At 66.7% G+C, this 22908-nt stretch carries 22 protein-coding genes and 1 riboswitch; of the genes, 12 read left to right on the forward strand and 10 right to left on the reverse strand.

The genetic code is table 11. The features are described 5' to 3' along the window. Positions 1–83: 83 nt before the first annotated feature. From AC5RUQ_RS07200 to hemE, 3 genes are all read right to left on the reverse strand, one after another. Complete coding sequence (locus AC5RUQ_RS07200) at positions 84–1097, reverse strand: hypothetical protein (RefSeq protein ID WP_493946669.1); 1014 nt, start codon at positions 1095–1097, stop codon at positions 84–86. A 106-nt stretch (positions 1098–1203) separates the two neighbouring features. Beyond that, entirely contained in the window at positions 1204–2625 is a 1422-nt protein-coding gene (gene hemG, locus AC5RUQ_RS07205) for a protoporphyrinogen oxidase (protein ID WP_493946670.1), read from the reverse strand. Positions 2626–2628: 3 nt separating this feature from the next. Then, entirely contained in the window at positions 2629–3723 is a 1095-nt protein-coding gene (hemE, locus tag AC5RUQ_RS07210) for a uroporphyrinogen decarboxylase (protein ID WP_493946671.1), read from the reverse strand. Positions 3724–3881: 158 nt separating this feature from the next. Here hemE and AC5RUQ_RS07215 point away from each other — a divergent pair, with 158 nt between their 5' ends. Continuing rightward, positions 3882–5201, forward strand: a complete 1320-nt coding sequence (locus AC5RUQ_RS07215) for a glutamyl-tRNA reductase (RefSeq protein WP_493946672.1) — start codon at positions 3882–3884, stop codon at positions 5199–5201. Between the two features lie 193 nt (positions 5202–5394). Here AC5RUQ_RS07215 and moeB read toward each other — a convergent pair whose 3' ends face one another. After that, positions 5395–6594, reverse strand: a complete 1200-nt coding sequence (gene moeB / locus AC5RUQ_RS07220) for a molybdopterin-synthase adenylyltransferase MoeB (RefSeq protein ID WP_493946673.1) — start codon at positions 6592–6594, stop codon at positions 5395–5397. An 84-nt stretch (positions 6595–6678) separates the two neighbouring features. Here moeB and AC5RUQ_RS07225 point away from each other — a divergent pair, with 84 nt between their 5' ends. From AC5RUQ_RS07225 to AC5RUQ_RS07235, 3 genes are read left to right on the forward strand one after another with little or no spacing between them, the layout of a single operon-like run. Beyond that, positions 6679–7344, forward strand: coding sequence for a TetR/AcrR family transcriptional regulator (locus tag AC5RUQ_RS07225; RefSeq protein ID WP_493946674.1), 666 nt, complete (start codon positions 6679–6681; stop codon positions 7342–7344). Positions 7345–7395: 51 nt separating this feature from the next. Beyond that, positions 7396–7620: a DUF3107 domain-containing protein gene (locus tag AC5RUQ_RS07230; protein WP_493946675.1), complete on the forward strand. Its 225-nt coding sequence runs from the start codon at positions 7396–7398 to the stop codon at positions 7618–7620. A 40-nt stretch (positions 7621–7660) separates the two neighbouring features. After that, complete coding sequence (locus AC5RUQ_RS07235) at positions 7661–7963, forward strand: hypothetical protein (protein WP_493946676.1); 303 nt, start codon at positions 7661–7663, stop codon at positions 7961–7963. A gap of 72 nt (positions 7964–8035) precedes the next feature. On the opposite strand, the gene AC5RUQ_RS07240 is transcribed toward AC5RUQ_RS07235, so the two are convergent. The 4 genes from AC5RUQ_RS07240 to thiO all read right to left on the reverse strand — a co-directional run bounded on the left by AC5RUQ_RS07240 (position 8036) and on the right by thiO (position 10822). Next, positions 8036–8374 (reverse strand): 4a-hydroxytetrahydrobiopterin dehydratase, encoded by a 339-nt coding sequence (locus AC5RUQ_RS07240; protein ID WP_493946677.1) that lies wholly within the window; start codon positions 8372–8374, stop codon positions 8036–8038. Between the two features lie 45 nt (positions 8375–8419). Beyond that, a complete protein-coding gene (locus AC5RUQ_RS07245) occupies positions 8420–9229 on the reverse strand; it encodes a thiazole synthase (protein WP_493946678.1) in 810 nt (269 codons plus the stop codon). 4 nt (positions 9230–9233) lie between these two features. Further along, positions 9234–9470, reverse strand: coding sequence for a sulfur carrier protein ThiS (thiS, locus tag AC5RUQ_RS07250; protein WP_493946679.1), 237 nt, complete (start codon positions 9468–9470; stop codon positions 9234–9236). After that, a complete protein-coding gene (gene thiO / locus AC5RUQ_RS07255) occupies positions 9467–10822 on the reverse strand; it encodes a glycine oxidase ThiO (RefSeq protein ID WP_493946680.1) in 1356 nt (451 codons plus the stop codon). Before thiO ends, thiS begins: the two co-directional genes overlap by 4 nt. Then, a riboswitch (TPP riboswitch) is annotated at positions 10815–10933 on the reverse strand. Its footprint overlaps the gene before it by 8 nt. Before the next feature lie 27 nt (positions 10934–10960). On the opposite strand from thiO, the gene thiE reads away from it, so the two are divergent. The 4 genes from thiE to AC5RUQ_RS07275 all read left to right on the forward strand — a co-directional run bounded on the left by thiE (position 10961) and on the right by AC5RUQ_RS07275 (position 16130). Further along, positions 10961–11698, forward strand: coding sequence for a thiamine phosphate synthase (gene thiE / locus AC5RUQ_RS07260; protein WP_493946681.1), 738 nt, complete (start codon positions 10961–10963; stop codon positions 11696–11698). Positions 11699–11758: 60 nt separating this feature from the next. Then, positions 11759–13246 (forward strand): RNB domain-containing ribonuclease, encoded by a 1488-nt coding sequence (locus AC5RUQ_RS07265; RefSeq protein ID WP_493946682.1) that lies wholly within the window; start codon positions 11759–11761, stop codon positions 13244–13246. Positions 13247–13533: 287 nt separating this feature from the next. Beyond that, positions 13534–15249, forward strand: a complete 1716-nt coding sequence (locus AC5RUQ_RS07270; RefSeq protein ID WP_493946683.1) for a DEAD/DEAH box helicase — start codon at positions 13534–13536, stop codon at positions 15247–15249. 8 nt (positions 15250–15257) lie between these two features. After that, complete coding sequence (locus AC5RUQ_RS07275) at positions 15258–16130, forward strand: DNA-methyltransferase (RefSeq protein WP_493946684.1); 873 nt, start codon at positions 15258–15260, stop codon at positions 16128–16130. Between the two features lie 61 nt (positions 16131–16191). Here the strand turns inward: AC5RUQ_RS07275 and AC5RUQ_RS07280 are convergent, their stop codons facing one another. Then, positions 16192–17040, reverse strand: a complete 849-nt coding sequence (locus AC5RUQ_RS07280) for a PHP domain-containing protein (protein WP_493946685.1) — start codon at positions 17038–17040, stop codon at positions 16192–16194. A gap of 79 nt (positions 17041–17119) precedes the next feature. Here AC5RUQ_RS07280 and AC5RUQ_RS07285 point away from each other — a divergent pair, with 79 nt between their 5' ends. Continuing rightward, positions 17120–18700, forward strand: coding sequence for an aminopeptidase P family protein (locus tag AC5RUQ_RS07285; protein ID WP_493946686.1), 1581 nt, complete (start codon positions 17120–17122; stop codon positions 18698–18700). A gap of 69 nt (positions 18701–18769) precedes the next feature. Here the strand turns inward: AC5RUQ_RS07285 and AC5RUQ_RS07290 are convergent, their stop codons facing one another. Then, complete coding sequence (locus tag AC5RUQ_RS07290; protein WP_493946687.1) at positions 18770–19708, reverse strand: YflT domain-containing protein; 939 nt, start codon at positions 19706–19708, stop codon at positions 18770–18772. Between the two features lie 77 nt (positions 19709–19785). On the opposite strand from AC5RUQ_RS07290, the gene AC5RUQ_RS07295 reads away from it, so the two are divergent. Genes AC5RUQ_RS07295 through AC5RUQ_RS07305 form a run of 3 tightly spaced genes read left to right on the forward strand, consistent with a single transcriptional unit; the run spans position 19786 to position 22893 of the window. Then, entirely contained in the window at positions 19786–21069 is a 1284-nt protein-coding gene (locus AC5RUQ_RS07295) for a magnesium transporter MgtE N-terminal domain-containing protein (protein ID WP_493946688.1), read from the forward strand. Next, positions 21053–21751, forward strand: coding sequence for a DUF1003 domain-containing protein (locus AC5RUQ_RS07300; RefSeq protein WP_493946689.1), 699 nt, complete (start codon positions 21053–21055; stop codon positions 21749–21751). The genes AC5RUQ_RS07295 and AC5RUQ_RS07300 overlap by 17 nt, the downstream gene beginning before the upstream one ends. A gap of 11 nt (positions 21752–21762) precedes the next feature. After that, entirely contained in the window at positions 21763–22893 is a 1131-nt protein-coding gene (locus AC5RUQ_RS07305) for an Mrp/NBP35 family ATP-binding protein (protein ID WP_493947183.1), read from the forward strand. Positions 22894–22908: the final 15 nt, after the last annotated feature.

Consider the following 22908-nt stretch of genomic DNA (forward strand, 5'->3'; position numbering starts at 1 on the left):
CGAAACCAGCGAGTTCTACGGCCCGTAGAAGTGCTCAATGTCACAGCAGCATCCGTTGTTTGCGGATCCCCGGAGGTCCGTGCCTAGGGATTTCGCAGGCGGAAGAAGACCAGTCCGGCGGCACCAGCCACCCCTACCAGCCCCGAGCCAAGCCACACCAGGGCACTCTTCGGCTCCGGCTGCGCAGCCAGCACCGCGCTGCTCCGGACGCTGTTGCCGTTCGGGACTGAAGCATACGGCGCCCACCCCGCCTGTGTACGTGGCACGGCGTAAAGCGGTACATATCCGCCCTGTCCGCCCACTTCACCCGTCCCAGTTGCGGTAGCAGCTTCGCCTGCGGCGGCATCGGCGGTGGGCTCGCCTGCCGTCGGCGTGGCAGGATCCGCTGCCACAACGGGTGCGGGCGGGGCGGGCTGGGCCGGTGTCGTCCCGCCTGCCCCTGCGGGCGTATCAGGGGCAGCAGGGGTGCCGGTGCCGGTGCCCGGGGCTTCCGGCACGGCAGCGGGAACCGAAGGCGCAGCACCCGGCGCTGTCCGGGTGGCTGTCGGAGTGCTGGCTGCAGGGGCGGAGCCGGCAGGAGCAGACGTCGCGGAGCGGGTGGCTGTGGGAGTGCTGGCTGCGGGCGCGCTGGTTGTCGGAACCGGGGACGCCGGAGCGGTGGCTGAAGGTGAAGGTGTTGGTGCCGATGACTTTTGGGTGGCCTTCACGGCGGGACGGAGGGCAGACGGGATTGCGGAGGCGGAAGGAGTAGGAGCCGGGCTGGGGCTGGCAGGCTGCTTGGCATCCGCACCCTTCCCGTTGTCCGCAGGAACGTTGCCATTGTTGCTCTTCCCCTCGCGGTCCTGGCCCGGCGCATTCTCCCGGGCGGCAGCTGACTGGCCCTTCAGCGGGGTCACCACGGGGAGGGATTTGGTGTCAACCGCCGGGGCTCCGGGGTCACCAGGGCCGGGCGCTCCCTCTTTTGCTTGGGACGCCGGGACGCCCGTCGTGAGAACCAGTACCGCCCCGACTGCCGCAGCTGCTGCGCCGCGTCGGAGTCCCCCATGGATACCGGTCCGGGGCATGGAAAAATCGGACCTGTTGTAAAACATAGTCATCGACACTAACCATGTCTGGCGGCGAAGTGAAAACCAGCAAAGCACCCAACGGCGGTCCGGGAGAGCCCTGCTTCCGTGCCTCTACGGGCCTGACCAGCGAGGACGTTCAGCCGGCCAGGTTCCGGATTTGGTTCTTCGTGTCGGACACCACTGCGGCGAGTCCGTTCCCGGCTACCCAGCCGCCTACCACGGCCACGCCGCCCACCGCGTTGCAGGCTTCCCGGATTGCGGTTACCCGGGCGCGGTGTCCGACGGCCGCAAAAGGCAGGGCACCGCGCCACCGTACAACGTCCCACGCCACAACGTCCTGCCGGCCGATGCCAACTCCGAGCAAGGCCGATGCGTCGTGAAGCGACGCCGCCAGGAGCCCGTCGTCGGTATCCGGTTCGCCGGGCTGGTTGCCGGTGCTGTCAACACGTCCATAGGAGAGCCGGATGACATGCCTGCCGGAGCCGGCGGCGGCGGCCAGCCAGTCCCATTTGCCCGTGGCGTGCGTCAGGGCCTTTGCCTGGACGCCGGGAGTTTGTGGTGCAACGAGGATGCCGGTGCCGCGGGGACGGCGGTCCAGTTCGGGCTTGTCCAGGACCAGGGTGACGAGCTGCACGTCAGGCCCGGAACCGGGCTGCTGTCCAGCAATTGCCGGCACTGCCTTTTCCAGCAGTCCGACGGCGGCCGGCCCGTCCACTGCGACGACCAGCAGGCCGGCGTCGAACGTCTCCCCCGCGGCGTCAACGCGCCACCCTTCGGATGTCCGGGTGACCGCTGTTACGCGCCTTCCGGACAGGAGCGTGACGCCCCGGTCCTGCAGATCGTTGACCAGCGCGGTGACGAGGGTGTGCATTCCGCCTTCGAGCCCGGCCACGGCGGAACCTGCCCTGGCGGGTCCGGCGCTGTTGCGCCGCTGGGATGCAACAGCGGCGGCCAGGGAGCCATGCTGCCGCAGCCCTGCGCGGAGTCCCGGAGCTACCATGTCGACGTCCAGGAGTCCGGGGTCGGCGGAGTGCACGCCACCCACAACGGGCGCTACCAGCCGCTCCAGGACCCGGCGTCCCATGCGCGCCCGGACGAGGGCGGACACGCTGACAACGTCCGCAGCCGTGCCGATGGACGCGGGCAGGATCCTATCGAGGGAAGCGCGGAGCGAGCCGAACAGGCCCAGGGACCTGCGGACTTCGGGATCCCAGGGGTTGGCGGGAATTCCCAGAACGCCTGTCTTGGGAAGTTCGCGGGGGCCGTCCGGGAGCTGGACCCAGGCGCCGCCGGGCCGGGGCGCAACGATCCTGTCCGAAAGGCCCAGTTCCCCGGCAAGGCCGGCAACGGCGTCGGACCGCGTAGCGAAGGACTCTGCCCCGCTGTCCAGGGTGAGGCCCGCTACAACATGGCTGCCCACGCAGCCACCCCACTCACCGCCGGCTTCCAGGACTGTCACCGGGTGCCCGGCAACGGCCAGCTCCCGGGCGGACAGGAGACCTGAGATCCCACCGCCCAGCACCAACGCGGGCGGGGCACCAGCCGGGTGAATCGCCACGGGTTACTCCGGCGAGATGGAGTGGATGAGCTCTACAACCCGGGTGAGGACGGCGGGGTCGGTCTCGGGAGGAACGCCGTGGCCAAGATTGAGGACGTGGCCGGGCGCAGCAGCACCGGCGGCAATAACGGCGCGGACGTGCGCTTCCAGGATTTCCCAGGGCGCGGACAGCAGCGCGGGGTCTATGTTTCCCTGCAGCGGGACCGATCCGCCCAGCCTCCGGTTGGCCTCGTCCAGCGGCAGGCGGTAATCAACACCCACCACATCCACGCCTACGTCCCGCATTGCCACGAGAAGCTCGGAGGTACCGGTGCCGAAGTGGATGAGCGGGGCGCCAAGGTGCCTTACATGATCCAGCGCGCGCCTGGACGCCGGGGCCACAAATTGTGTGTAGTCGGCCAGGCCCAGGGAGCCTGCCCACGAGTCGAACAGCTGCCCGGCGGAGGCACCGGCCTCCAGCTGGGCCTGCAGGAACATGCCGGATGCATCGGCGGCCCAGTTGGCGAGGGCGCGCCAAGTCTCCGGGTCTGCGTGCATCATAGTGCGGGGTCCGAGGTGGTCGCGGGACGGCTTGCCCTCCACCATGTACGCCGCCAGGGTGAAGGGCGCCCCGGCGAAGCCGATGAGTGGGGTCTTACCGAGTTCGGCTACCGTAAGCCGGACCGCCTGGCGGATAGGTTCGAGCGCCTCCCAGGTCAGCTCCGGCAGGGCGGCAACGTCCGCGGCAGTCCGGACGGGCCTGTCCAGGACCGGGCCCACTCCGGGCACGATGTCCACGCCCACGCCGGCCAGCTTGAGCGGAATGACAATGTCGGAGAAGAAGATTCCGGCGTCCACATCGTGGCGGCGGACCGGCTGGAGCGTGATCTCCGAGGCGAGCTCCGGGCGCAGGCAGGAGTCCAGCATGGCAATGCCTTCGCGGACTTTGAGGTACTCAGGGAGCGAACGCCCCGCCTGCCGCATGAACCATACGGGGCGGCGCGATGGCTTTCCGCCGCGGTAGGCCGTGATCAGCGGCGAGTCTGCGGTGCGTCCATCCACCAGTGGATGGTCTGCAGCGAGGGCGCCGGCAGCGGACATGGCAGGGCTGGAAGTCATGCCTTTGATTGTGCCCAAAAACAGCAGCAAAAGATAACGACAGGCTGTCACGCCAGGGGCCCTTTCCCCCGCCGTGGCAGGAATCACAGCGCCGGCCGGCCGCATCCGGGCCGGGCGGTTGTTCTACCGAGGAACGAAAAAGCTATGATTGACCTGCTGTGGTTCTTTTTTCATTGGTGGCTACACACGCCGACATCGATCTTGAGACCGTTGCTCAGTTGAGCAACGGTGCCTCCGGGATCGCCACATCCGCTCTCTCCGGATCGCCGGCGGTGACGGGTGCGGTTGTCCTTGCCACCTGCAACCGCTACGAAATCTATGGTGAGGCTCCCCACCCGGACGACGTTGAAGCCGCCCGCGCAGCGCTTGTCGCCCAGATCAGCGACGTCAGCGGACTCAGCGAACCGCTGGTTTCCCGCTCCTTCAGCACCCGCACCGGCCCTGAAGTAAGCCAGCACCTCTTTGCGGTCAGCGCCGGGCTGGATTCCGCCGTCGTCGGTGAACGCGAGATCGCGGGCCAGGTACGCCGGGCACTCATCACCGCCCAGCACGAAGGAACCGCCAGCTCCGGACTCGTGCGCCTGTTCCAGGCCGCGTCAAAGACAGCCAAGGACGTCGGCGCCCAGACCGCACTGGGATCACGGGGACTTTCCATCGTTTCCGTGGCTTTGGATTTGGCAACTGACCTTTCCGAGAACCCTGACTGGTCCGCCAAGAAGGTGGTGGTCTTCGGCACCGGAGCCTACGCCGGCGCCACGATGGCACTGCTGCGTGAGCGGGGCTGTACCGATATCTCCGTCTTCTCTTCCTCAGGCCGCGCCGAAGGCTTTGTGGCCACCCGCGGCGGCACGGCCCTTGACGAGGAAACGCTGCGTCCTGCCGTGGCTGCGGCGGACGTGATGATCGGCTGCAGCGGCTCGGACACCCGGGTGGAAGCCGATGAACTCGCCCTCGTGCGCGCAGATTCGCCACAGCCACTGATTGCCATCGATCTGGCCCTTACCCATGATTTCGACCCCGGCGTGGGCGAGCTGGAAGGCGTTGAGCTGTTGACCCTGGAATCCGTGCGCCTCGCCGCACCGCAGGAACAGGCTGAGTCACTGGCCCAGGCAAGCGGCATCGTCAGCGGCGCAGCCAAGGCCTTCGAGCAGGAGCGGGAGGCCCGGTCCGTGGATTCCGCGATCGTTGCACTGCGGCGGCACACCATGAACGTCCTGGACGCGGAAATGGAGAAGGTCCGTGCCCGGCACGGCTGCACGGCGGCAGCTGAAGAGGTGGAGTTCGCACTTCGGCGCATGGTCAAGCAGCTGCTTCACGTTCCCACCGTGCGCGCCCGCGAGCTCGCGGCCAACGGCCAGCAGGACGAGTACGTTGCCGCGCTGGAGGCCCTCTACGGCATTACTGTGGAGCAGCCGGCAGCCCGCGCCGTTCCCCAGGCCGAGTGCCCGGTGGACCACCAGGGCCTCGAAAGCGCCTGACCAGCCAACGCCCCACCACCACCTGCCCGCTTCTGGGCAACGCTCTCTCACTTAATGTGCCCTTTCCACCCACGCCCTCTCACTCTCCCAAAGGAAAGTGAGAGAGCGTCCTCTGAAAAGGCGCGTCAAGTGAGAGAGCGTCCGTTCAAAAGGGTGCGGAAGTGATGGCGCGTTGGGGTGGGCGAGCCCGGGCTTAGTAGACGGGCTTGTTGGGTTCCACCTCGCGGACCCAGGCGAGGATGCCGCCGTCGAGATGGCTGACCCGCTGATAGCCGGCCTTCTGTGCCGCCGCCAGGACGTTCGCCGAGCGGGTCCCGGCCTTGCACAGGAACACAATGTCCTTGTCCTGCGGCAGCTCCTGCCACGCTTCCCCGGCAAGGATCCGTCCCTGCGGGATGAGTACGGCGCCGTCGATCCTTACAATGTCGTATTCGCCGGGCTCCCGGACGTCCACGAGCTCAAAGTCCTTCAGGCCGGCTTTCCGGGACGCGAGCATGGTGGCCAGCTGGGTAGCTGTGACGGTGTGTTCAGTGTCCGCCTGCGCCGCCGGCGTAATGCCGCAGAACGCCTCATAGTCCGTCAGCTCCGTGATCGGCTCGGCAGCCGGGTCCTTGGAGACGCGGATCTCGCGCCAGCTGCCGCCCAGGGCGTCGAACAGGGCCACCCTGCCCAGCAGCGAGCGTCCGACGCCGGTAATCAGCTTCACTGCCTCAGTCACCATCAGCGACCCCACCGCAGCGCAAAGCATGCCGAACACCCCGCCCTCACCGCAGGAAGGGACAGACCCTGCCGGCGGCGCCTCAGGATAGAGGTCACGGTAGGTGGGTCCGTGCTTTTCCCAGAAGACGCTCACCTGCCCGTCGAAGCGGAAGATGGAGCCCCAGACGTAGGGCTTGCCCAGGATGGCGGCGGCGTCGTTGACCAGGTAGCGGGTGGCGAAGTTGTCGGCGCCGTCCAGGATCAGGTCGTAGTCCGCGAACAGCTCCAGGGCATTGGAGGCGTCCAACCGGACGTTATGCAGCCGGACGTCCACCAGCGGGTTGAGGGCAGCAATGGCGTCCCGCGCCGACTCGATCTTCGGCCGGCCAACGTCAGCCACGCCGTGGATGACCTGGCGCTGCAAATTGCTGAGGTCAACCGCGTCGTCGTCGATGATCCCCAGCGTCCCCACCCCCGCGGCCGCAAGGTACAGCAGCGCCGGGGACCCGAGCCCGCCGGCGCCGATCACCAGTACTTTGGCATTCTTGAGCCTCCGCTGCCCCAGTGCGCCGATCTCGGGAATGATGAGGTGCCGCGAGTAGCGCTCCACCTCGTCAGGAGTGAGCTCACCGGCCGGTTCAACCAGCGGAGGCAGTGAAATAGTCGAAACATTTGCGGAGAATGTCGAAGCCATACTTCAATGTATGCCCCGGGATACCGCCCGGTCATATTACCCCGACGTAGAGTGGGGGTAACTGCAAGGGAAAGAAGGACAACTGTGGTCCATGAAGCACGGGCTGACCGCCCGTCCGCAGCCGAACCGCAAACCGCCTCCCGCCCCGCCGGGCAACGGTCCGCCCGGCTTCCCCGGGATGAGAGACGCGCACAACTTCTTTCCGCAGCACAGGAAGTCTTCGTTGCCAACGGCTATCACGGCGCCGCCATGGACGAAATCGCAGAGACAGCCCACGTCAGCAAACCGGTCCTGTACCAGCACTTCCCCTCAAAGCGGGAGCTGTACCTGGCCCTGCTCGAAAGCCACCTGGCCTCCTTGACGGACCTGATGCTGGGGGCGCTGAACTCCACCACTGACAACGACGAACGCGTGCAGGCCGTGATGCGGGCCTATTTCCGGTTCATCGCCAACGATGACCAGGCCCACCGGCTCGTTTTCGAATCCGACCTCATCAACGATCCGGATGTCAGCTCACGGCTGGAGACCTTTAACCGGACATTTGCCGACGCCATTGCACACGTCATCGCCGAGGACACCAAGCTTCCCCACCTGGAGGCAGAGCTCCTGGGCCGCGGGCTCGCCGGGATGGCTCAGGTCAGCGCCCGCTACTGGCTCGAAACCGACGGGAACCTGGACCTCGATGTGGCCAGCGACCTCATCTACCGTTTAGCTTGGCGCGGAATCTCTCGCTTCCCCAAAGAGTCCTAGACTACAAATAAGACATAACCCGAGTAACGTGAACCGGCTGGGAGGCCCCCTGTGGAAATTAAGATCGGCGTTCAAAATGTTGGCCGCGAAATTGTGCTGGAATCGGTCGAGGATCCGGACTCCGTAGCCAAGGTTGTAGAGGAAGCCATCACCAGCGGCAGCGAACTGCGCCTAAAGGATGACAAGGGACGCCTGATCATTGTTCCCGGCAAGGCACTGGCCTATGTAGAAATCGGTGCCGAGGAACAGCGCCGCGTAGGTTTCGGCCAGTTCTAGCCCCGTTCCCCGCTGAGGGGCGAGCATTCCAAGGAGAGCCATGCTTTCGCTGACCATTGTGGTGCTGGTGACAGCAGCCGCAGGTTTCATCGTCTGGGCCAACGACAAGCGGCACACAAAATACGGTGTTGTCCTGCCGGCCGGCGTTGCCGTGGGTGTGGGAGCTGTCGCCTGGATCATCCTGATGGCTGCAGGCTTCGGCTACCTGCCGGGCATGACCTGGCTGCCGTGGGTCCTGCCCATGGTTTTGGGCGCAGCAGCGGCAGTTGCCGTGGTCCTGTACCTTGGCCGTACGCGGGCCAGGCATGATCTGGAACGGCTTACTGCGGCGCTGAAGCTTTAGCCGGAAAGACCCCCGCCGCGCACACCAAACACGCCTGTGACCACCGCCCTCCGGGGTGGTGGTCACAGTTGTTTAAGCGGCTGCTGGGTGCCTGGCCGGTTCGGCTACCGCATGGACCGCGGCGGCGGCTTCACTCACTGCCTCCGCCGCGCCCACGTCGCGGGCGGTGACTTCTCCCCCGGCGTCATGCGAGGTGTAAAGGAGGAACACCCGGTTGTAGCGCCAGTCCAGGTCCGGGTGGTGGTTCTGTTCTTCGGCAAGGCGCCCGACGGCGGCAATCAGCTCAAGTGCGGCAGCCGCCGTCGGCACCTTGTACACCGTCACCAGCGCACCTTGGCTGTACCGCCAGTCCGTCAGGACGGCCAGTGCGTCCTCGAGCCGCTCGGGAGAAAGAATGTCCTTGCCGGCCATGGCTGCTCCTCACCTTATGGCTGGCGGAGCGGCACCGGGAGCGGGCTACAGGAACTCTGCCCGGCCCTCCATGGCCGACGACGCCAGTGCATGTTCGCGGCGCGGGATCCTGCCCGCCGCTTTCGCCAGCCTACCGGCGATCACCGCATGTTTGAAGGCCTCCCCCATCAGGGCAGGATTCTGCGCCCGGGTTACGGCCGTAGCCAGCAGCACGGCGTCGCACCCCAGCTCCATGGCAAGGGCCGCGTCCGAGGCGGTACCGATGCCGGCATCCAGGACCACCGGAACCGAGGCGCGGGAAACGATCAGCTCGATGTTGTGCGGGTTCAGGATGCCCAGTCCGGTGCCGATCGGCGCCCCGAGCGGCATGACTGCGGTGGCCCCAAGGTTTTCAAGCCGGAGCGCGAGGACGGGATCGTCGTTGGTGTAGGCAAAAACCTTGAAGCCCCTGTTGACCAGTTGTTCAGTGGCGTCCACCAGTTCGACGGCGTCCGGCAGCAGGGTCTGTTCGTCAGCTATGACTTCCAGCTTCACCCAGTCGGTTTCCAGTGCCTCACGGGCCAGTTCCGCCGTCAGCACGGCATCCCGGGCGGTGAAGCAACCTGCCGTGTTGGGCAGCACGCGGATGCCGTGGTCCACGAGCAGCTGGAAGAGCGAGCCCGTCTCGGCCGTGGAATACCGCCGCATTGCCACCGTGGTCAGACCGGTGCCGGAGGCCAGGAGGGCAGCCCCCAGGCCGTCCAGGCTTGGCGCGCCGCCGGTGCCCATGATGAGCCGGGATGTCAGGGTTACGCCGTCAATGACCAGCGGATCATCGTGGCCCGCCACGCTTGGAGTAGTGATGGTTTCGGTCATGGTCTCAGCCTCCCTGCACAGCCGTGACGAGTTCGACCTCGTCGCCTTCCGCGAGCGCGGTGGTAAACCACTGGCTGCGCGGTACAACCTCGGAATTGTGGGCCACCGCCACACCAAGCTTTTGGCCGTCCGTTGCCTGCCCGTTGGCGGCTAGGGGGCGGCCGGTGACCTGGCTGACGAGCACGGTGATGGAGGCGCCCTCAGGCACAGGGTGCCGGGTTCCGTTCAAGGTGATGTTCATGCTGTTTCCTTCGTGGGCGATGTGTGGCGGAAGTGGTTGGAGGCTGAGCCCGTGGTTAAGCGGGCGCCTGCCCTCGTGGAAAAGCGGCCAGGGCTGAAGGCTGCCCAACGGGGGTCCTCGAGGCCGTCCAGAAGGTCCCGGCAGACGGCGGCTGCGGCGGGCGTCAGCAGGACTCCGTGCCGGAAGAACCCGGTAGCGATGATGAGGCCGGCAACGTACCCGTGCTCCCGGTCCGCCGCTGATTTGGGGGCGGGAACCCGCCCCAGCAGCGGCGCGTTGTCGGGCGTTCCGGGACGGGCGCGTGCAGTGCATTCCAGCAGTTCGAGTTCGGCGACGGCGGGAACCAGTACCTGCGCGTCGCGGAGGAGCTGGTACACGGCCCCGGCGGAAACGGCGTCCATGGCGGACAGCGCGTCTTCACGCTGGGTTGCCCCGATCACCACCGTGCCGTCCCTGCGGGGAACGATATAGACGGGAACGCCGTGCACCAGCCCGCGGACCGTGGACGTCACCAGGGGCTGCAGGTGCCGGGGCACTGCCAGGCGGAGGATGTCCCCGTGGACGGGCCGCACTGGCAGGTTCAGCCCTGGGGGTAGCCCTTCAAGAGCTGCCGCGTGCAGCCCGTTCGCCACCACCGTTTCGGCGGCCAGCACCGTTCCCCCGTCCGCCAGGCGCACGCCGGCAACAGCTCCCCCGTGCCACAGCAGCCCGGTTGCCTTGGCCGCTACCGCAAACCCGCCGACGACGCCGGCTGCTGCAGTACCGCGGGCCGCAACTTTGTCCCTGTTCCCGCCGCCGTCGTCCATGCCATGAGCCAAGGCGGCCCGCAGGCACGCCACCAACAGCCGCGGATCCACCTGGTGGTCGGCCGGAGTGTCCAGCGCGCAGGCGATCCCCGGGCTGAGCAGGGGTTCCCGTTGTCGCGCGTCCCGGACAGTTACCGGCTCAACGGAAAGGCCGCTGGCCTGCTGGACGGTGCGCAGGTCCATCAGGGCGCGGCGGTCGGCGGCGTCGGCACCCACGGCGAGGGTCGGCGTCGTAATGTATCCCGGATCTGTTCCTGACGCAGCGGTGAGGCCGCCGGCAAAAGCCGGCCAGCGGGACGAGGCATCCAGCATGAATTCCAGGAGATCCTCCTCCTGGTAGTGCAGCTCGCTCACCGGGGCAAGCATCCCGGCGGCGGCCCAGCTGGCCCCCGAACCCGGTGCGTCATCGATCACCACCACGGAACGGCCGGAACGCTTCGCCTCCCACGCAATGCCGTGGCCGATCACTCCACCGCCGATCACCGCCACATCAGCGTGGATGGTGTTGGCCGCATCCACGGCCAGGGGCTCTGGTGATGCGCGCATGTGTCTCCTTCCCTACGCCGGTATTAGCCGGATCAGGTCAAGCGGTCGGCTCTGACGCCCTCTCAGCCCGGCGCTTTGTGACAGCTGCCGCGGGCTCCCGCAGTACGAGGCCAGTGTAGAGGAACTAGGCTTTCCCCCATGAATGTGTCCCACACCCCTGCCGCCGGCACCGACGTACTCAGCAGCGCCAAGATCAGCAACGGCGTCAACGCCGCCCGCCTCTACCTCTGCACCGACGCCCGCCGGGACCGCGGCGACTTCGGCCAGTTCGTGGACGCAGCGTACGCCGGCGGGGTGGACATCATCCAGCTGCGCGACAAGGCCATCGAAGCAGGAGAGGAGCTGGAACTCCTGGCGGTGCTCAAGGAAGCGGCAGAGCGGCACGGCCGGCTCTGGGCTGTCAACGACCGCGCCGACATTGCGGTGCTGTCCGGGGCACCCGTCTTCCACATCGGCCAAAAGGACCTGCCCCTGGACGCTGCACGCACCCTGCTCAACGGCAACGCCGCCATCGGCCTGTCCAGCCACACCCCCGCCCAGGTGGACGCGGCGCTCGGTGCGGCCGCCCGCCCCGCCGGGCTGGACTACTTCTGCGTCGGACCGGTGTGGGCAACGCCCACCAAACCGGGGCGGGCAGCGGCGGGACTGGAGCTGGTGAAGTATGCCGCCGACGCTGCCCGGCCGGCGGAGCAGGAGGGACAGTCCGACGACGGTGTTCCCTGGTTCGCGATCGGCGGCATTGACCACGGCAACGTGGAGCAGGTGGTGGACGCAGGCGCACGCAGGATTGTGGTGGTGCGGGCCATTACGGAAGCGGACGATCCCGCAGCCGCCGCCGCTGCACTGCTCGCCGCCCTGGATGCCCCAAACTCCTGACAACGCCGCTCCGGGCCGGATGCCTGCACTATGCCGCCGATTCCGGCTAGGCTGATTTTCGTGTCACACCATCGGCTGGCCCCCAACGTCCACGAGCACAACAACGCGCTTGAGGAAGCGCTGAGTGCCCTGAGGACCGAGCTGGAGCTGCCGGGCGCCTACCCCGACGAGGCGGTGGCTGACGCGAAAGCGGCAGTCGAATCCCTGCAGCTCCCTGCCTACGACCTCACCGGCGTCGAATTCATCACCATCGATCCGGCGTCGTCCACCGACCTGGACCAGGCGCTGTTTATTGAAGCCGACGGCGACGGCTACCACGTGCTGTACGCCATCGCCGATGTGCCCGCATTTGTTGCCCCCGGCGGGCCCCTGGACGCGGAAACACGCCGCCGGGGCCAGACGTTCTATGCCCCGGACGGTCGAATCCCGCTGCATCCAGAAGTCATCAGCGAAGAGGCCGGGAGCCTCCTTCCCGGGCAGGACTGCTCTGCGTTTGTCTGGGACTTCCGCCTGGACAGCGCCGCCGAGGTGACGTCCGTGGCCGTAAAGCGGGCCCGGATGCGCAGCCGCGCGAAGCTCAGCTATAAAGGAGTGCAGGCGGAGCTCGACGCCGGTACGGCCTCGCCGGTGCTGCAGCTCCTTAAGGAAGTTGGGCTCAAACGCGTGGACCTGGAACGGGCGCGCGGCGGTGCCAGCCTGAACATGCCGGAACAGGAGATCGTCCAGCTTCCCGACGGCGGCTATCGGATTGCCGCCGCTCCCCAGCTTCCGGTGGAGGACTGGAACGCGCAGATATCCCTCATGACCGGAATGGCGGCGGCGGGCCTGATGCTGGCGGGAAAAGTGGGCATCCTGCGCACCATGCCGTCCCCGGACGAGCGCTCCCTGAATCATTTCCGGCTGCAGACAGAGGCCCTTGGCAAGCCCTGGGACGGTGAGGTCAGCTACGGCGAATACCTGCGCAGCCTCGATTCCACCGATCCCCGCCAGCTTGCCATTCTGCATTCGGCCGGCATGCTGTTCCGTGGCGCCGCCTATACGGCTTTTGACGGTGCCGTCCCCGAGGACGCAGTCCAGTCCGCCATTGGTGCCGCCTATGCCCACACCACCGCTCCCCTGCGCCGCCTCGTGGACCGCTTTGTCCTGGTGATCTGCGAGGCGTTGAGTAACGGCGGCAATGTACCGGCCTGGGCACGGGAGGCACTTCAGTCGCTGCCCGAGATCATGGCCGGGTCCGACCAGCTGGCATCACGGATGGAGCGCATGGCCCTGGACACCGTGGAGGCCGCCTTGCTGGTTAACCACATCGGGCAGGATTTCGACGCAATCGTGATTTCCGGGTCCAAGCCGCAAAAGGAAAACGGCAAAAACGGCAGCGGCAACGGGAAGAACGGCAACGGGAACGGCAGTTCGGGAGTCATCCAGATTGCAGACCCCGCTGTGACCGCCCGCTGCGCCGGGGAACTGGTGTCCGGAACCAAGGTCCGGGTCCGGCTGGTCTCCTCGGATATCGTGACGCGGGAAGTCCATTTCGAACTCGTGGAGTAGTGCGGCAAAGTGCCACCCGGCCGGGAAAGCCGGGATTTGGGCCGCCTGCGGCTAGACTGAAGAGGTAGATATGGATGCCCGGTCGTTGATTTCCTTGATTTGAAACCAACAAGCCCGCCCCTACGCGATCTTGAGATACACCCGCTGGTCACCAGTGCCAGCATTTAGATAGCCCGCGATCGGCTTCCACTGGAATTGCTTGTGCGCCCGAGCGTGCTCCGGAACAGCCTTTGGCCGGCCCGTTGAGCAGGCAGCGCCACTGCCCAAATGAATAAGGAAACTCCACAGTGAGTGAATTGCATACCCACCAGCTTCTGACCGACGAGACCGGCACCGAGACCATCGAGCCGGAAGAAACCATCATCTCGGACGAGAAGCCCCACGAAATCGCGGAGAAGTCCTTCGCGGACTACAACGTCCGGGCCGATATCGTGGAATCCCTGGCCGACGCCGGGATCACCCACCCCTTCCCCATCCAGGCCATGACCCTGCCGGTGGCCCTGTCCGGCCACGACATCATCGGCCAGGCCAAGACCGGTACCGGCAAAACCCTCGGCTTCGGCATCCCCGCCCTCCAGCGCGTGGTGGGCCAGGACGACCCCGGTTACGACAAGCTCCCGGTTCCCGGCGCCCCGCAGGCCCTGGTCATCGTCCCTACGCGCGAACTCGCCGTGCAGGTGGCCAATGACCTGCAGACCGCTTCCCGCAAACGCAACGCCCGCATCACTACCATCTACGGCGGCCGTGCCTACGAGCCGCAGGTGGAGGCATTGAAGAAGGGCGTGGAGATCGTGGTGGGAACACCCGGCCGCCTCATCGACCTTTACAAGCAGAAGCACCTGAGCCTGAAGAACGTCAAAATCGTCATCCTGGACGAAGCTGACGAGATGCTGGACCTCGGCTTCCTGCCGGACGTGGAAACCCTCATTGCCGGCACGCCGGCAGTACGCCAGACCCTGCTGTTCTCCGCCACCATGCCCGGGCCCGTCATTGCGATGGCCCGCCGCTACATGACGCAGCCCACGCACATCCGCGCCGCTGATCCCGATGACGAGGGCCTCACCAAGCGCGATATCCGGCAGCTGATCTACCGTGCCCACAGCATGGACAAGACCGAAGTTGTGGCCCGCATCCTGCAGGCGCGTGGCCGCGGCCGCACCATTATCTTCACCAAGACCAAGCGCACCGCCGCAAAGGTGGCCGAGGAGCTTGTGGACCGCGGCTTCGCGGCTGCCGCCATCCACGGCGACCTGGGCCAGGGCGCCCGTGAACAGGCACTGCGTGCCTTCCGCAATAACAAGGTGGACGTCCTGGTGGCCACCGACGTCGCGGCGCGCGGCATTGACGTTGACGACGTCACCCACGTCATCAACTACCAGTGCGTGGAAGACGAGAAGATCTACCTGCACCGCGTGGGCCGCACCGGCCGGGCCGGCAACAAGGGCACCGCGGTGACCTTCGTGGACTGGGATGACATGCCGCGCTGGAGCCTCATCAACAAGGCCCTGGGCCTGAGCGTGCCGGAGCCCATCGAGACCTATTCCTCCTCACCGCACCTCTACGAGGACCTGGACATCCCCGAAGGCACCAAGGGCCGCCTGCCGCGTGACAAGCGCATCCTTGCCGGAGTCGACGCCGAGGTACTTGAAGACTTGGGCGAAACCGGCAAGAAGAACAGCCGCGGCGGCCGTGACAGTGGCCCGTCACGCGAACGCGACGGCCGGGACCGCAGCAGCCGGGGCCGCGACAGCAGGGGCGGAAACCGCGACGACAGCCGCAGCAGCGGTGACTCAGCAGCCCGCACCGGGGAGCGCCGCCGTCGTACGTCAGATTCCGCTGCAGCCCCCACAGCTGCCGCCGAATCCCCGGCCGCGGCCTCACCCGCATCAGAGGGCGAGCAGCCCTCACGTGCCCGCCGTTCCCGTACACGCACCCGCCGCCGCAACGGCGAGGTAGTGGCCGGCAGCGACACAGCGGCACAGCCTGGCAGCACCGAGGCCTAACCCCCTCAATGACTGACACTGTCTGGGCGCCGGACGGCAGCAGCCTGGTGGTACACGCTGACAACGCGGAGTTCCTCCCCTCGCTGCCGGACGGCGCCTTCACACTGATATACGTGGATCCGCCGTTCAACACCGGCAGGGCCCAGCTGCGCCAGCAGACCACCATGGTGGCCAACGCCGACGGCACAGGTGACCGAGTAGGTTTCAAGGGGCGCTCCTACGACACGATCAAGGGAGCGCTGCACCGCTACGACGACGCGTTCAGCGACTACTGGTCCTTCCTGGAACCACGGCTCGTCGAGGCCTGGCGCCTGCTGGCCGAGGACGGCACGCTTTACCTGCACTTGGACTACCGCGAGGTGCACTACGCCAAGGTGATGCTGGACGCCATCTTCGGCCGCGAGTGTTTCCTGAACGAGATCATCTGGGCCTATGACTACGGCGCGCGGGCAAAAAACCGCTGGCCCACCAAGCACGACAACATCCTGGTCTACGTGAAAAACCCGGCCAAGTACCACTTCGACAGCGCCGAGGTGGACCGGGAACCCTACATGGCGCCCGGGCTGGTCACGCCCGCCAAGCGCGAGCTGGGCAAGCTGCCCACCGACGTCTGGTGGCACACCATCGTCTCCCCCACCGGCAAGGAAAAGACCGGCTACCCCACGCAGAAGCCCGAAGGGCTTGTCCGGCGCGTCGTGGCTGCGTCAAGCCGGCCCGGAGATTGGTGCCTGGACTTCTTTGCGGGTTCCGGCACGCTCGGCGCCGTCTCGGCGAAACTCGGCCGGAAGTTCGTGTGCGTGGACCAAAACCAGCCGGCCATTGACATCATGGCCAAGCGACTGGGTGCCCACGCCGAGTTCACGTCTTTCCCTCCCAACTAGGTAGCGCCAAGTGTCGTTTTGAGCTCCCAAAACGACACTTGGCGCTACCTACGTGCCGTGTTCAGGGACGGACGACGGCGGTCCCGGTGGCCATGTCCTCAATCCGGGCCAGGACGTCCGCCCCCGTCAGGTTTTCCCCCAGCAGGTTGGGTTTGCCGGTGCCGTGGTAGTCGGACGAGCCGGTGATCAGCAGGTCATGCCTTGCGGCGAGCCGGCGCAGGAAGTCGCGGCCCTCCTCCGGATTGTCGCGGTGGTCGATCTCCAGGCCGGCCAGTCCGGCGTCGATCATCTCCTGGTAGACGCGCTCCCCCACAATGCGGCCCCGCGAGGAGGCTACCGGATGGGCAAACACGGGGACGCCTCCTGCCGCGCGGACCAGTTCGACGGCGGTGGCAGGGTCCGGCGCGTAATGCTGGATGAAGTAGCGGGAACGGGAGGTGAGGATGGACGCGAACGCCTCCGACCGGTCCTCCACCACCCCGGCGGCCACCAGCGCGTCGGCGATATGCGGACGCCCCAGCGTGGCACCCGGAGCAACGTGATGGATGACGTCGTCCCAAGTGAGCGGGTAGTCCTCGGCGAGGAGGGTGACCATCCGCTCGGCGCGGGTGTGCCGGGCATCCTTGGCCTTGGTGATCTCCTCCAGCAGCCCGGCATGTTCGGGGTCGTGCAGGTAGCTCAGGAGGTGGACACTGATGCCCTGTTCGGTCCGGCATGAGACCTCCATGCCGGGCACCAGTGCAACGCCGTGGTCCACTGCCGCAGCGGAGGCTTCCACCCAGCCTGCGGTGGAATCGTGGTCGGTCAGCGCCACCACGTCCAGCCCCGCGCGGGCAGCGGACGCCATCACGTCGGCGGGCTTCTCGGTGCCGTCGGAGACGTTGGAGTGGGCATGCAGGTCAATCCTCACCACACCAGCCTAGTAGACCGCGCATCCTCCGTTCATGCGGTATTCGCACAAGGCTTCGTGCTGGTGAGACGATGGTGCCGTGAACGCTGCCGATAACACCCCAGATTCTGCTTCCCAGCCCTTGGAAGAGCGGGTCAACAACCGCTCCCAGCGGCCCAGTTCCGACGCCTTTAAGGCCTTTATGGCCAGCAACTGGGCGCCGTCCAGCCAGGACCTCCCGGCGCGCGACGCCGTTGCCAGCCACGCCGCAACCCGGCGCAAGGCCATCTCGGACCAGTTCAAAGGCGAACGCCTGGTCATACCGGCCGGCCCGCTGAAGGTCCGCTCCAACGACTGCGACTACCGCTTCCGCCCGCACTCGGGCTTTGCGCACCTCACCGGGCTTGGCCTTGACCACGAGCCGGACGCCGTCCTGATCCTGGAGCCCGTCGACGAAGGAAAGGGCGACGACGGCGGCAACCACCGCGCCACGCTCTACTTCCGGCCGCTCGCCGGGCGCGATACCGAACAGTTCTACGCCGATGCACGCTCAGGCGAGTTCTGGATCGGTGCCCGTCCTACGCTGGCCGAGTTCGAGGCCCGCCTCGGCCTGGCGACGGCACACATCGACCAGCTCGAGACCGCCATCACCAAGGACGTGGGCGCCCCTGAAATCGGCGGCATCTCCATCCGTCTGGTGCGCAAGGTGGACGACAACATCGACGCCCTTGTGGACACCGCCCGGTACAACACGGCGAAGGACCCCGACAACCTGGACCTTGCCGTCCTGGACGCGCTCGACGAAAAACTCAGCGAAGCCCTATCGGAGCTTCGCCTGCTCAAGGATGAGTGGGAAATCGAGCAGATGAAGCTCGCAGTCGCCGCCACCGTGGAAGGTTTCGAAGAGGTTGTGAAGGCCCTCCCCCGGGCACTGACGCACGCCCGCGGTGAACGCGTTGTGGAGGGTGCATTCTTCGCCCGGGCCCGCGAGGTGGGCAACGAGCTGGGCTACGACACCATCGCGGCCTCGGGCAACAACGCCACCGTCCTGCACTGGACCCGCAACACCGGAAAGATTAACGCCGGGGAGCTCCTGCTGCTGGACGCGGGCGTGGAAGCAGACTCGCTGTACACCGCTGACATCACCCGTACCCTGCCGGCCACGGGAGTGTTCTCGGAAATCCAGCGCAGGGTGTACGAGGCTGTGCTGGACGCCGCAGACGCGGGGTTCGCCGCGGCACAGCCCGGCACCCGCTTCCGTGACATCCACACCGCCGCCACCACCGTCCTCGCGGAGCGCCTCGCCGAATGGGGCCTCCTGCCCGTCAGCGTCGAAGAGGCCATCAGCCCGGAGGGCCAGCAGCACCGCCGCTGGATGCCGCACGGAACCAGCCACCACCTGGGACTCGATGTGCACGACTGCGCACAGGCCAAACGCGAGCTGTACCTGGACGGCATCCTCACCGAAGGCATGGTGTTCACCATCGAACCAGGCCTGTACTTCAAGGAAGAGGACCTTGCCATCCCGGCCGAATACCGCGGGATCGGCGTGCGGATCGAGGATGACATCCTGATGACGGCAGAGGGTCCCGTGAACCTCAGTGCCGCGCTGCCGCGCAAGGCGGATGACGTGGAAAACTGGATGGCAGGCATCTACCGCGAAGCCGATGGCGCCAACTAAGCAGACAAAAAATCGGGGCCACCGGAATTCCGGTGGCCCCGATTTTTGCTTTCAACTTTTCGCCCCAGACTACTGCCGTGAGTCGTCCGGGCGCTGATCGTCACCAGGGCGCCGATCCACGGGCCGCTGTCCCCCCGGCTGCCCGTCCCCGGGCTGTCCTGCAGACTGCTGCGCCGGCGTTTGCTGTTCGCCCGCCGCCGCGCCGGCCCCGGCTTCAGGACCCTGGGGAACCCGGACGCCGTACTGGGGCCGGCCATCTGGAAGGTCGGGATACCGCACCGCGCGCGCCGGTGTCGGCGCGGGCTGCTGCTGCGCCCCGGCGTCGGCCTGTTGCCCGGCGGGCGCGCCGTAAGCGGGGTTTTCCTGCACCTGGTTGCCGGCAGACTGGCCGTACGGATCGTTCCAGCCGGAAGGGCGGGCAGGACCCTGGCCGGGCTGCTGGTAGGGCTGGTTCGGGTAGTCCCGCTGCGTGTAGGGGCCGTTGCCCGCGGCGGCGTCGGAGCGGGTCATCGGCAGCTGCTGCAGCAGCCGGCGCGCCTCGTGCGCAGCTTCCGGCGACACGACGACGTCGTAGCTGGTGGCCACCACCTGGCTGGTGGACGTGAAGTCCCGCTTCCCGCGCTGCATGGCGTAGGTGACAATGCCGAAGAGCATAAAGAAGGCAGCACCCATCAGTACGGATGCCAGGATGGAGAAGTATCCCGGTGAGGGCGCGAAGAAGGAGAGCATCACACCCACGAAAAGGCCAAACCACATACCGCTCAGCGCCCCGGACAGAGCCACGCGCGGGTAGCTCAGGCGCCCCGTGACCCGCTCCACCATCTTCAGTTCGTTGCCCACGATGGATACCATGTGGACCGGGAACTGCTGGTCCGCGAGGTAGTCCACAGCCTTCTGGGCGTCCAGATAGGACGTGTAGGAGCCGACGGTGTCGCCGGTGGGAACCGCGCGGGCTTCGTCCACGCCGTTGGGCCCGCCAGCCTTGGGAGCGCCAAAAATGTTTGCCATAGTCCCATTCTTGCCCATGACTATGTGTGCTGCCTGTAAATTCAGCTAAAAGAGAGCAGACTCGGTAGCCTGTAGGAGTGAGCACAACTCCTACCCGCGTCTTCGTGGCGCGCCTACTGGGCCTGGACGTCTTCGACCCGCTGGGCGACCGGCTGGGCCGGCTGCGCGATGTTGTTGTGCTCTCCCGCGGCACCCAGGGTGCCCCGCACGTGGTGGGCATCGTGGTGGAGGTTCCAGGAAAGAAACGGGTCTTCGTGCCCATGACGCGGATCACCTCCATCGACCAGACCCAGATCATCTGCACCGGCCTGGTCAACCTGCGCCGCTTCGAGCAGCGCGGCGCCGAAACCCTGGTGGTGGCGGAGATGTTCGACCGCCGTGTCACACTCCGGGACGGCAGCGGCGACGCCACTATCGAAGACATCGCCATGGACCAGCACCGCTCCCGCGACTGGTTCGTCAGCAAGCTTTTTGTCCGGCGGGGCCATTCCCTCTCGCCGTTGAGCAGGCTCCGCCGGAACGAAACCCTCATCATCGACTGGGCTGACGCTCTGCAGGGGCCCCGCACCGAGCCCCAGGCAGCCACCCAGTTCGTCGCGAACCACGAAGACCTCAAGCCCGCGGACTTCGCCGAAGCTCTCCAGGAGATGAGCGACAAGCGCCGCTTCGAGGTGGCCAGTGAGCTGCAGGACGAGCGCCTGGCCGACGTCCTCCAGGAGCTGCCGGAGGATGACCAGGTGGAGATCCTCTCCGCCCTGGACGTGCAGCGCGCCGCCGATGTCCTGGAGGAAATGGACCCCGACGACGCCGCCGACCTCCTCGGCGAGCTCCCCTCGGCCCAGGCGGAGGAACTGCTCCAGCTGATGGAGCCCGAGGGCGCTGAGGATGTGCGGCGCCTGCTGGAATACGACGAAGACACTGCCGGCGGCCTCATGACGCCGGTCCCGGTCATCCTGCCGCCTGAGGCCACGGTGGCCGAGGCACTGGCGCATGTCCGGCGCGAGGAGCTCTCCCCCGCGCTTGCATCGTCCATTTTTATTACCAGGCCTCCGCTGGAGACACCTACCGGGCGCTTCCTTGGCGTGGTCCACATCCAGCAGTTGCTTCGATACCCGCCGTTCGAACCGCTGGGAAACCTGGTGGACAAGAACCTTGAGCCGCTGTCCGACCAGGCCCACATCAGCGAAGTGGCACGGACCCTGGCTACCTATAATCTGAACTCCCTTCCGGTGGTCAACGACGCCGGCCGGCTTGTGGGGGCGGTGACTGTTGATGACGTTCTGGATCATCTGTTGCCGGACGACTGGCGAGCCCATGACGGCGAAGCCCCGATAAGAAGGCTCGGTGGCCGCATTGGCTGACATTGGCGCTCCCAAGAACCCCAACCTGCGGAACCCCGCCAAGGCGGCGGCGAAGGGCAGCCTCGACACGCCGCTGAGCGGCCGCCAGCGGATCCTGCCCAAGTTCTCCCCTGATCCGGATGCCTTCGGCCACGCCACCGAAGGCTTCGCCCGTTTCATGGGTACGCCGCAGTTCCTCGTCTACATGACGGTCTTCGTCGTCGTCTGGCTGGCCTGGAACACATGGGCACCGCTGGCTTGGCAGTTCGACTCCCGGGACCTCGGTTTCACCCTGCTGACCCTGATGCTGTCCCTGCAGGCGTCCTATGCGGCACCGCTGCTGCTGCTGGCCCAGAACCGCCAGGACGACCGTGATCGCGTCTCCCTCCAGCAGGACCGCCAGCGTGCTGAACGCAACCTGTCCGATACCGAATACCTGACCCGGGAACTGGCATCGTTGCGGATCGCGCTGCGTGAGGTGGCAACGCGCGACTACGTCCGCGCCGAGCTGCGCTCGCTGTTGGAAGACGTGCTGGAAGCCCAGGAAGAGCTCCGGACGCATGATCCGTCGGGGCAGGGGCAACATGAGTCCCCGCGCGACAAGGTGCGGGAGAAACTCAAGGATCAGCGTGACAGGCAGCGGAACCCCCGCACCCAACAGATTCCCCGGGTGAAGCCGGGGCATTCCACCCAGGACCGCTAAGGAGCACACCCATCAATAACACCTCGCTGGCCGGGGCAGTCAATGCCGCCCTGGCCACGGTCATCGATCCCGAACTCCGCCGTCCCATCACTGAGTTGGGCATGGTGGAGTCCGTCGACGTTTCCGACGACGGCAGGGCCACCCTGGTTGTCCTGCTCACTATCGCCGGCTGCCCGCTCCGGGACACCATCACAGCCGATGCGACGAAGGCGCTGCTGGCAGTTCCGGGAGTGGCCGCCGTCGACGTCGAACTGAAGGTGATGACGCAGGAGCAGCGTGATGCCCTCAAGGAGCTGCTCCGCGGGGCCGGCGGCCAGCGCGGCATCCCGTTCAACGAGCCCGGCTCCCTTACCAGGGTCTACGCGGTGGCCAGCGGCAAGGGCGGCGTGGGAAAGTCCTCCGTGACTGTCAACCTTGCCTGCGCCCTCGCTGCACAAGGGCTGCGGGTCGGAATTGTGGACGCCGACGTCTATGGCTTCTCGGTTCCCGGCCTGATGGGCATCAGCCAGGCGCCCACGCGGGTGGACGACATGATCCTTCCCCCGGTTGCATACGGCGTGAAGGTGATCTCCATCGGGATGTTCGTGAGCGGCAACCAGCCTGTAGCGTGGCGCGGACCCATGCTGCACCGGGCCCTTGAGCAGTTCCTGACGGATGTTTACTTCGGCGACCTGGACGCCCTGTTCCTGGACCTGCCGCCCGGCACCGGAGACATCGCCATCTCCGTCGCGCAACTGCTGCCCAAGGCGGAGATCCTGGTGGTTACTACGCCGCAGGCTGCCGCGGCCGACGTCGCCGAGAGGGCCGGCGCCATCGCAACCCAGACCGGGCAGTCCGTGGCCGGGGTGATCGAGAACATGTCCTACCTGGAAATGCCCGACGGCGGCAGGATGGAGCTGTTTGGAAGCGGCGGCGGGGCGGTCCTCGCGGAACGGCTGACAGCCACTGTGGGCACCGACGTGCCGCTGCTGGGGCAGATCCCGCTGGACATCCAACTGCGCGAGGGCGGCGACATGGGAGTACCCATCGTCCTCGGCCAGGCCGGAACGCCGGCGGCACAAGCGCTCTCGGACATCGCCGGCAGGCTGGCAGCAAAACCTCGGGGTCTGGCCGGCATGAAGCTTGGGCTGCAGCCCCGCTGAGTTCCTGCCAAGGCC

The organism is Arthrobacter sp. MDT2-3 (assembly GCF_059090465.1).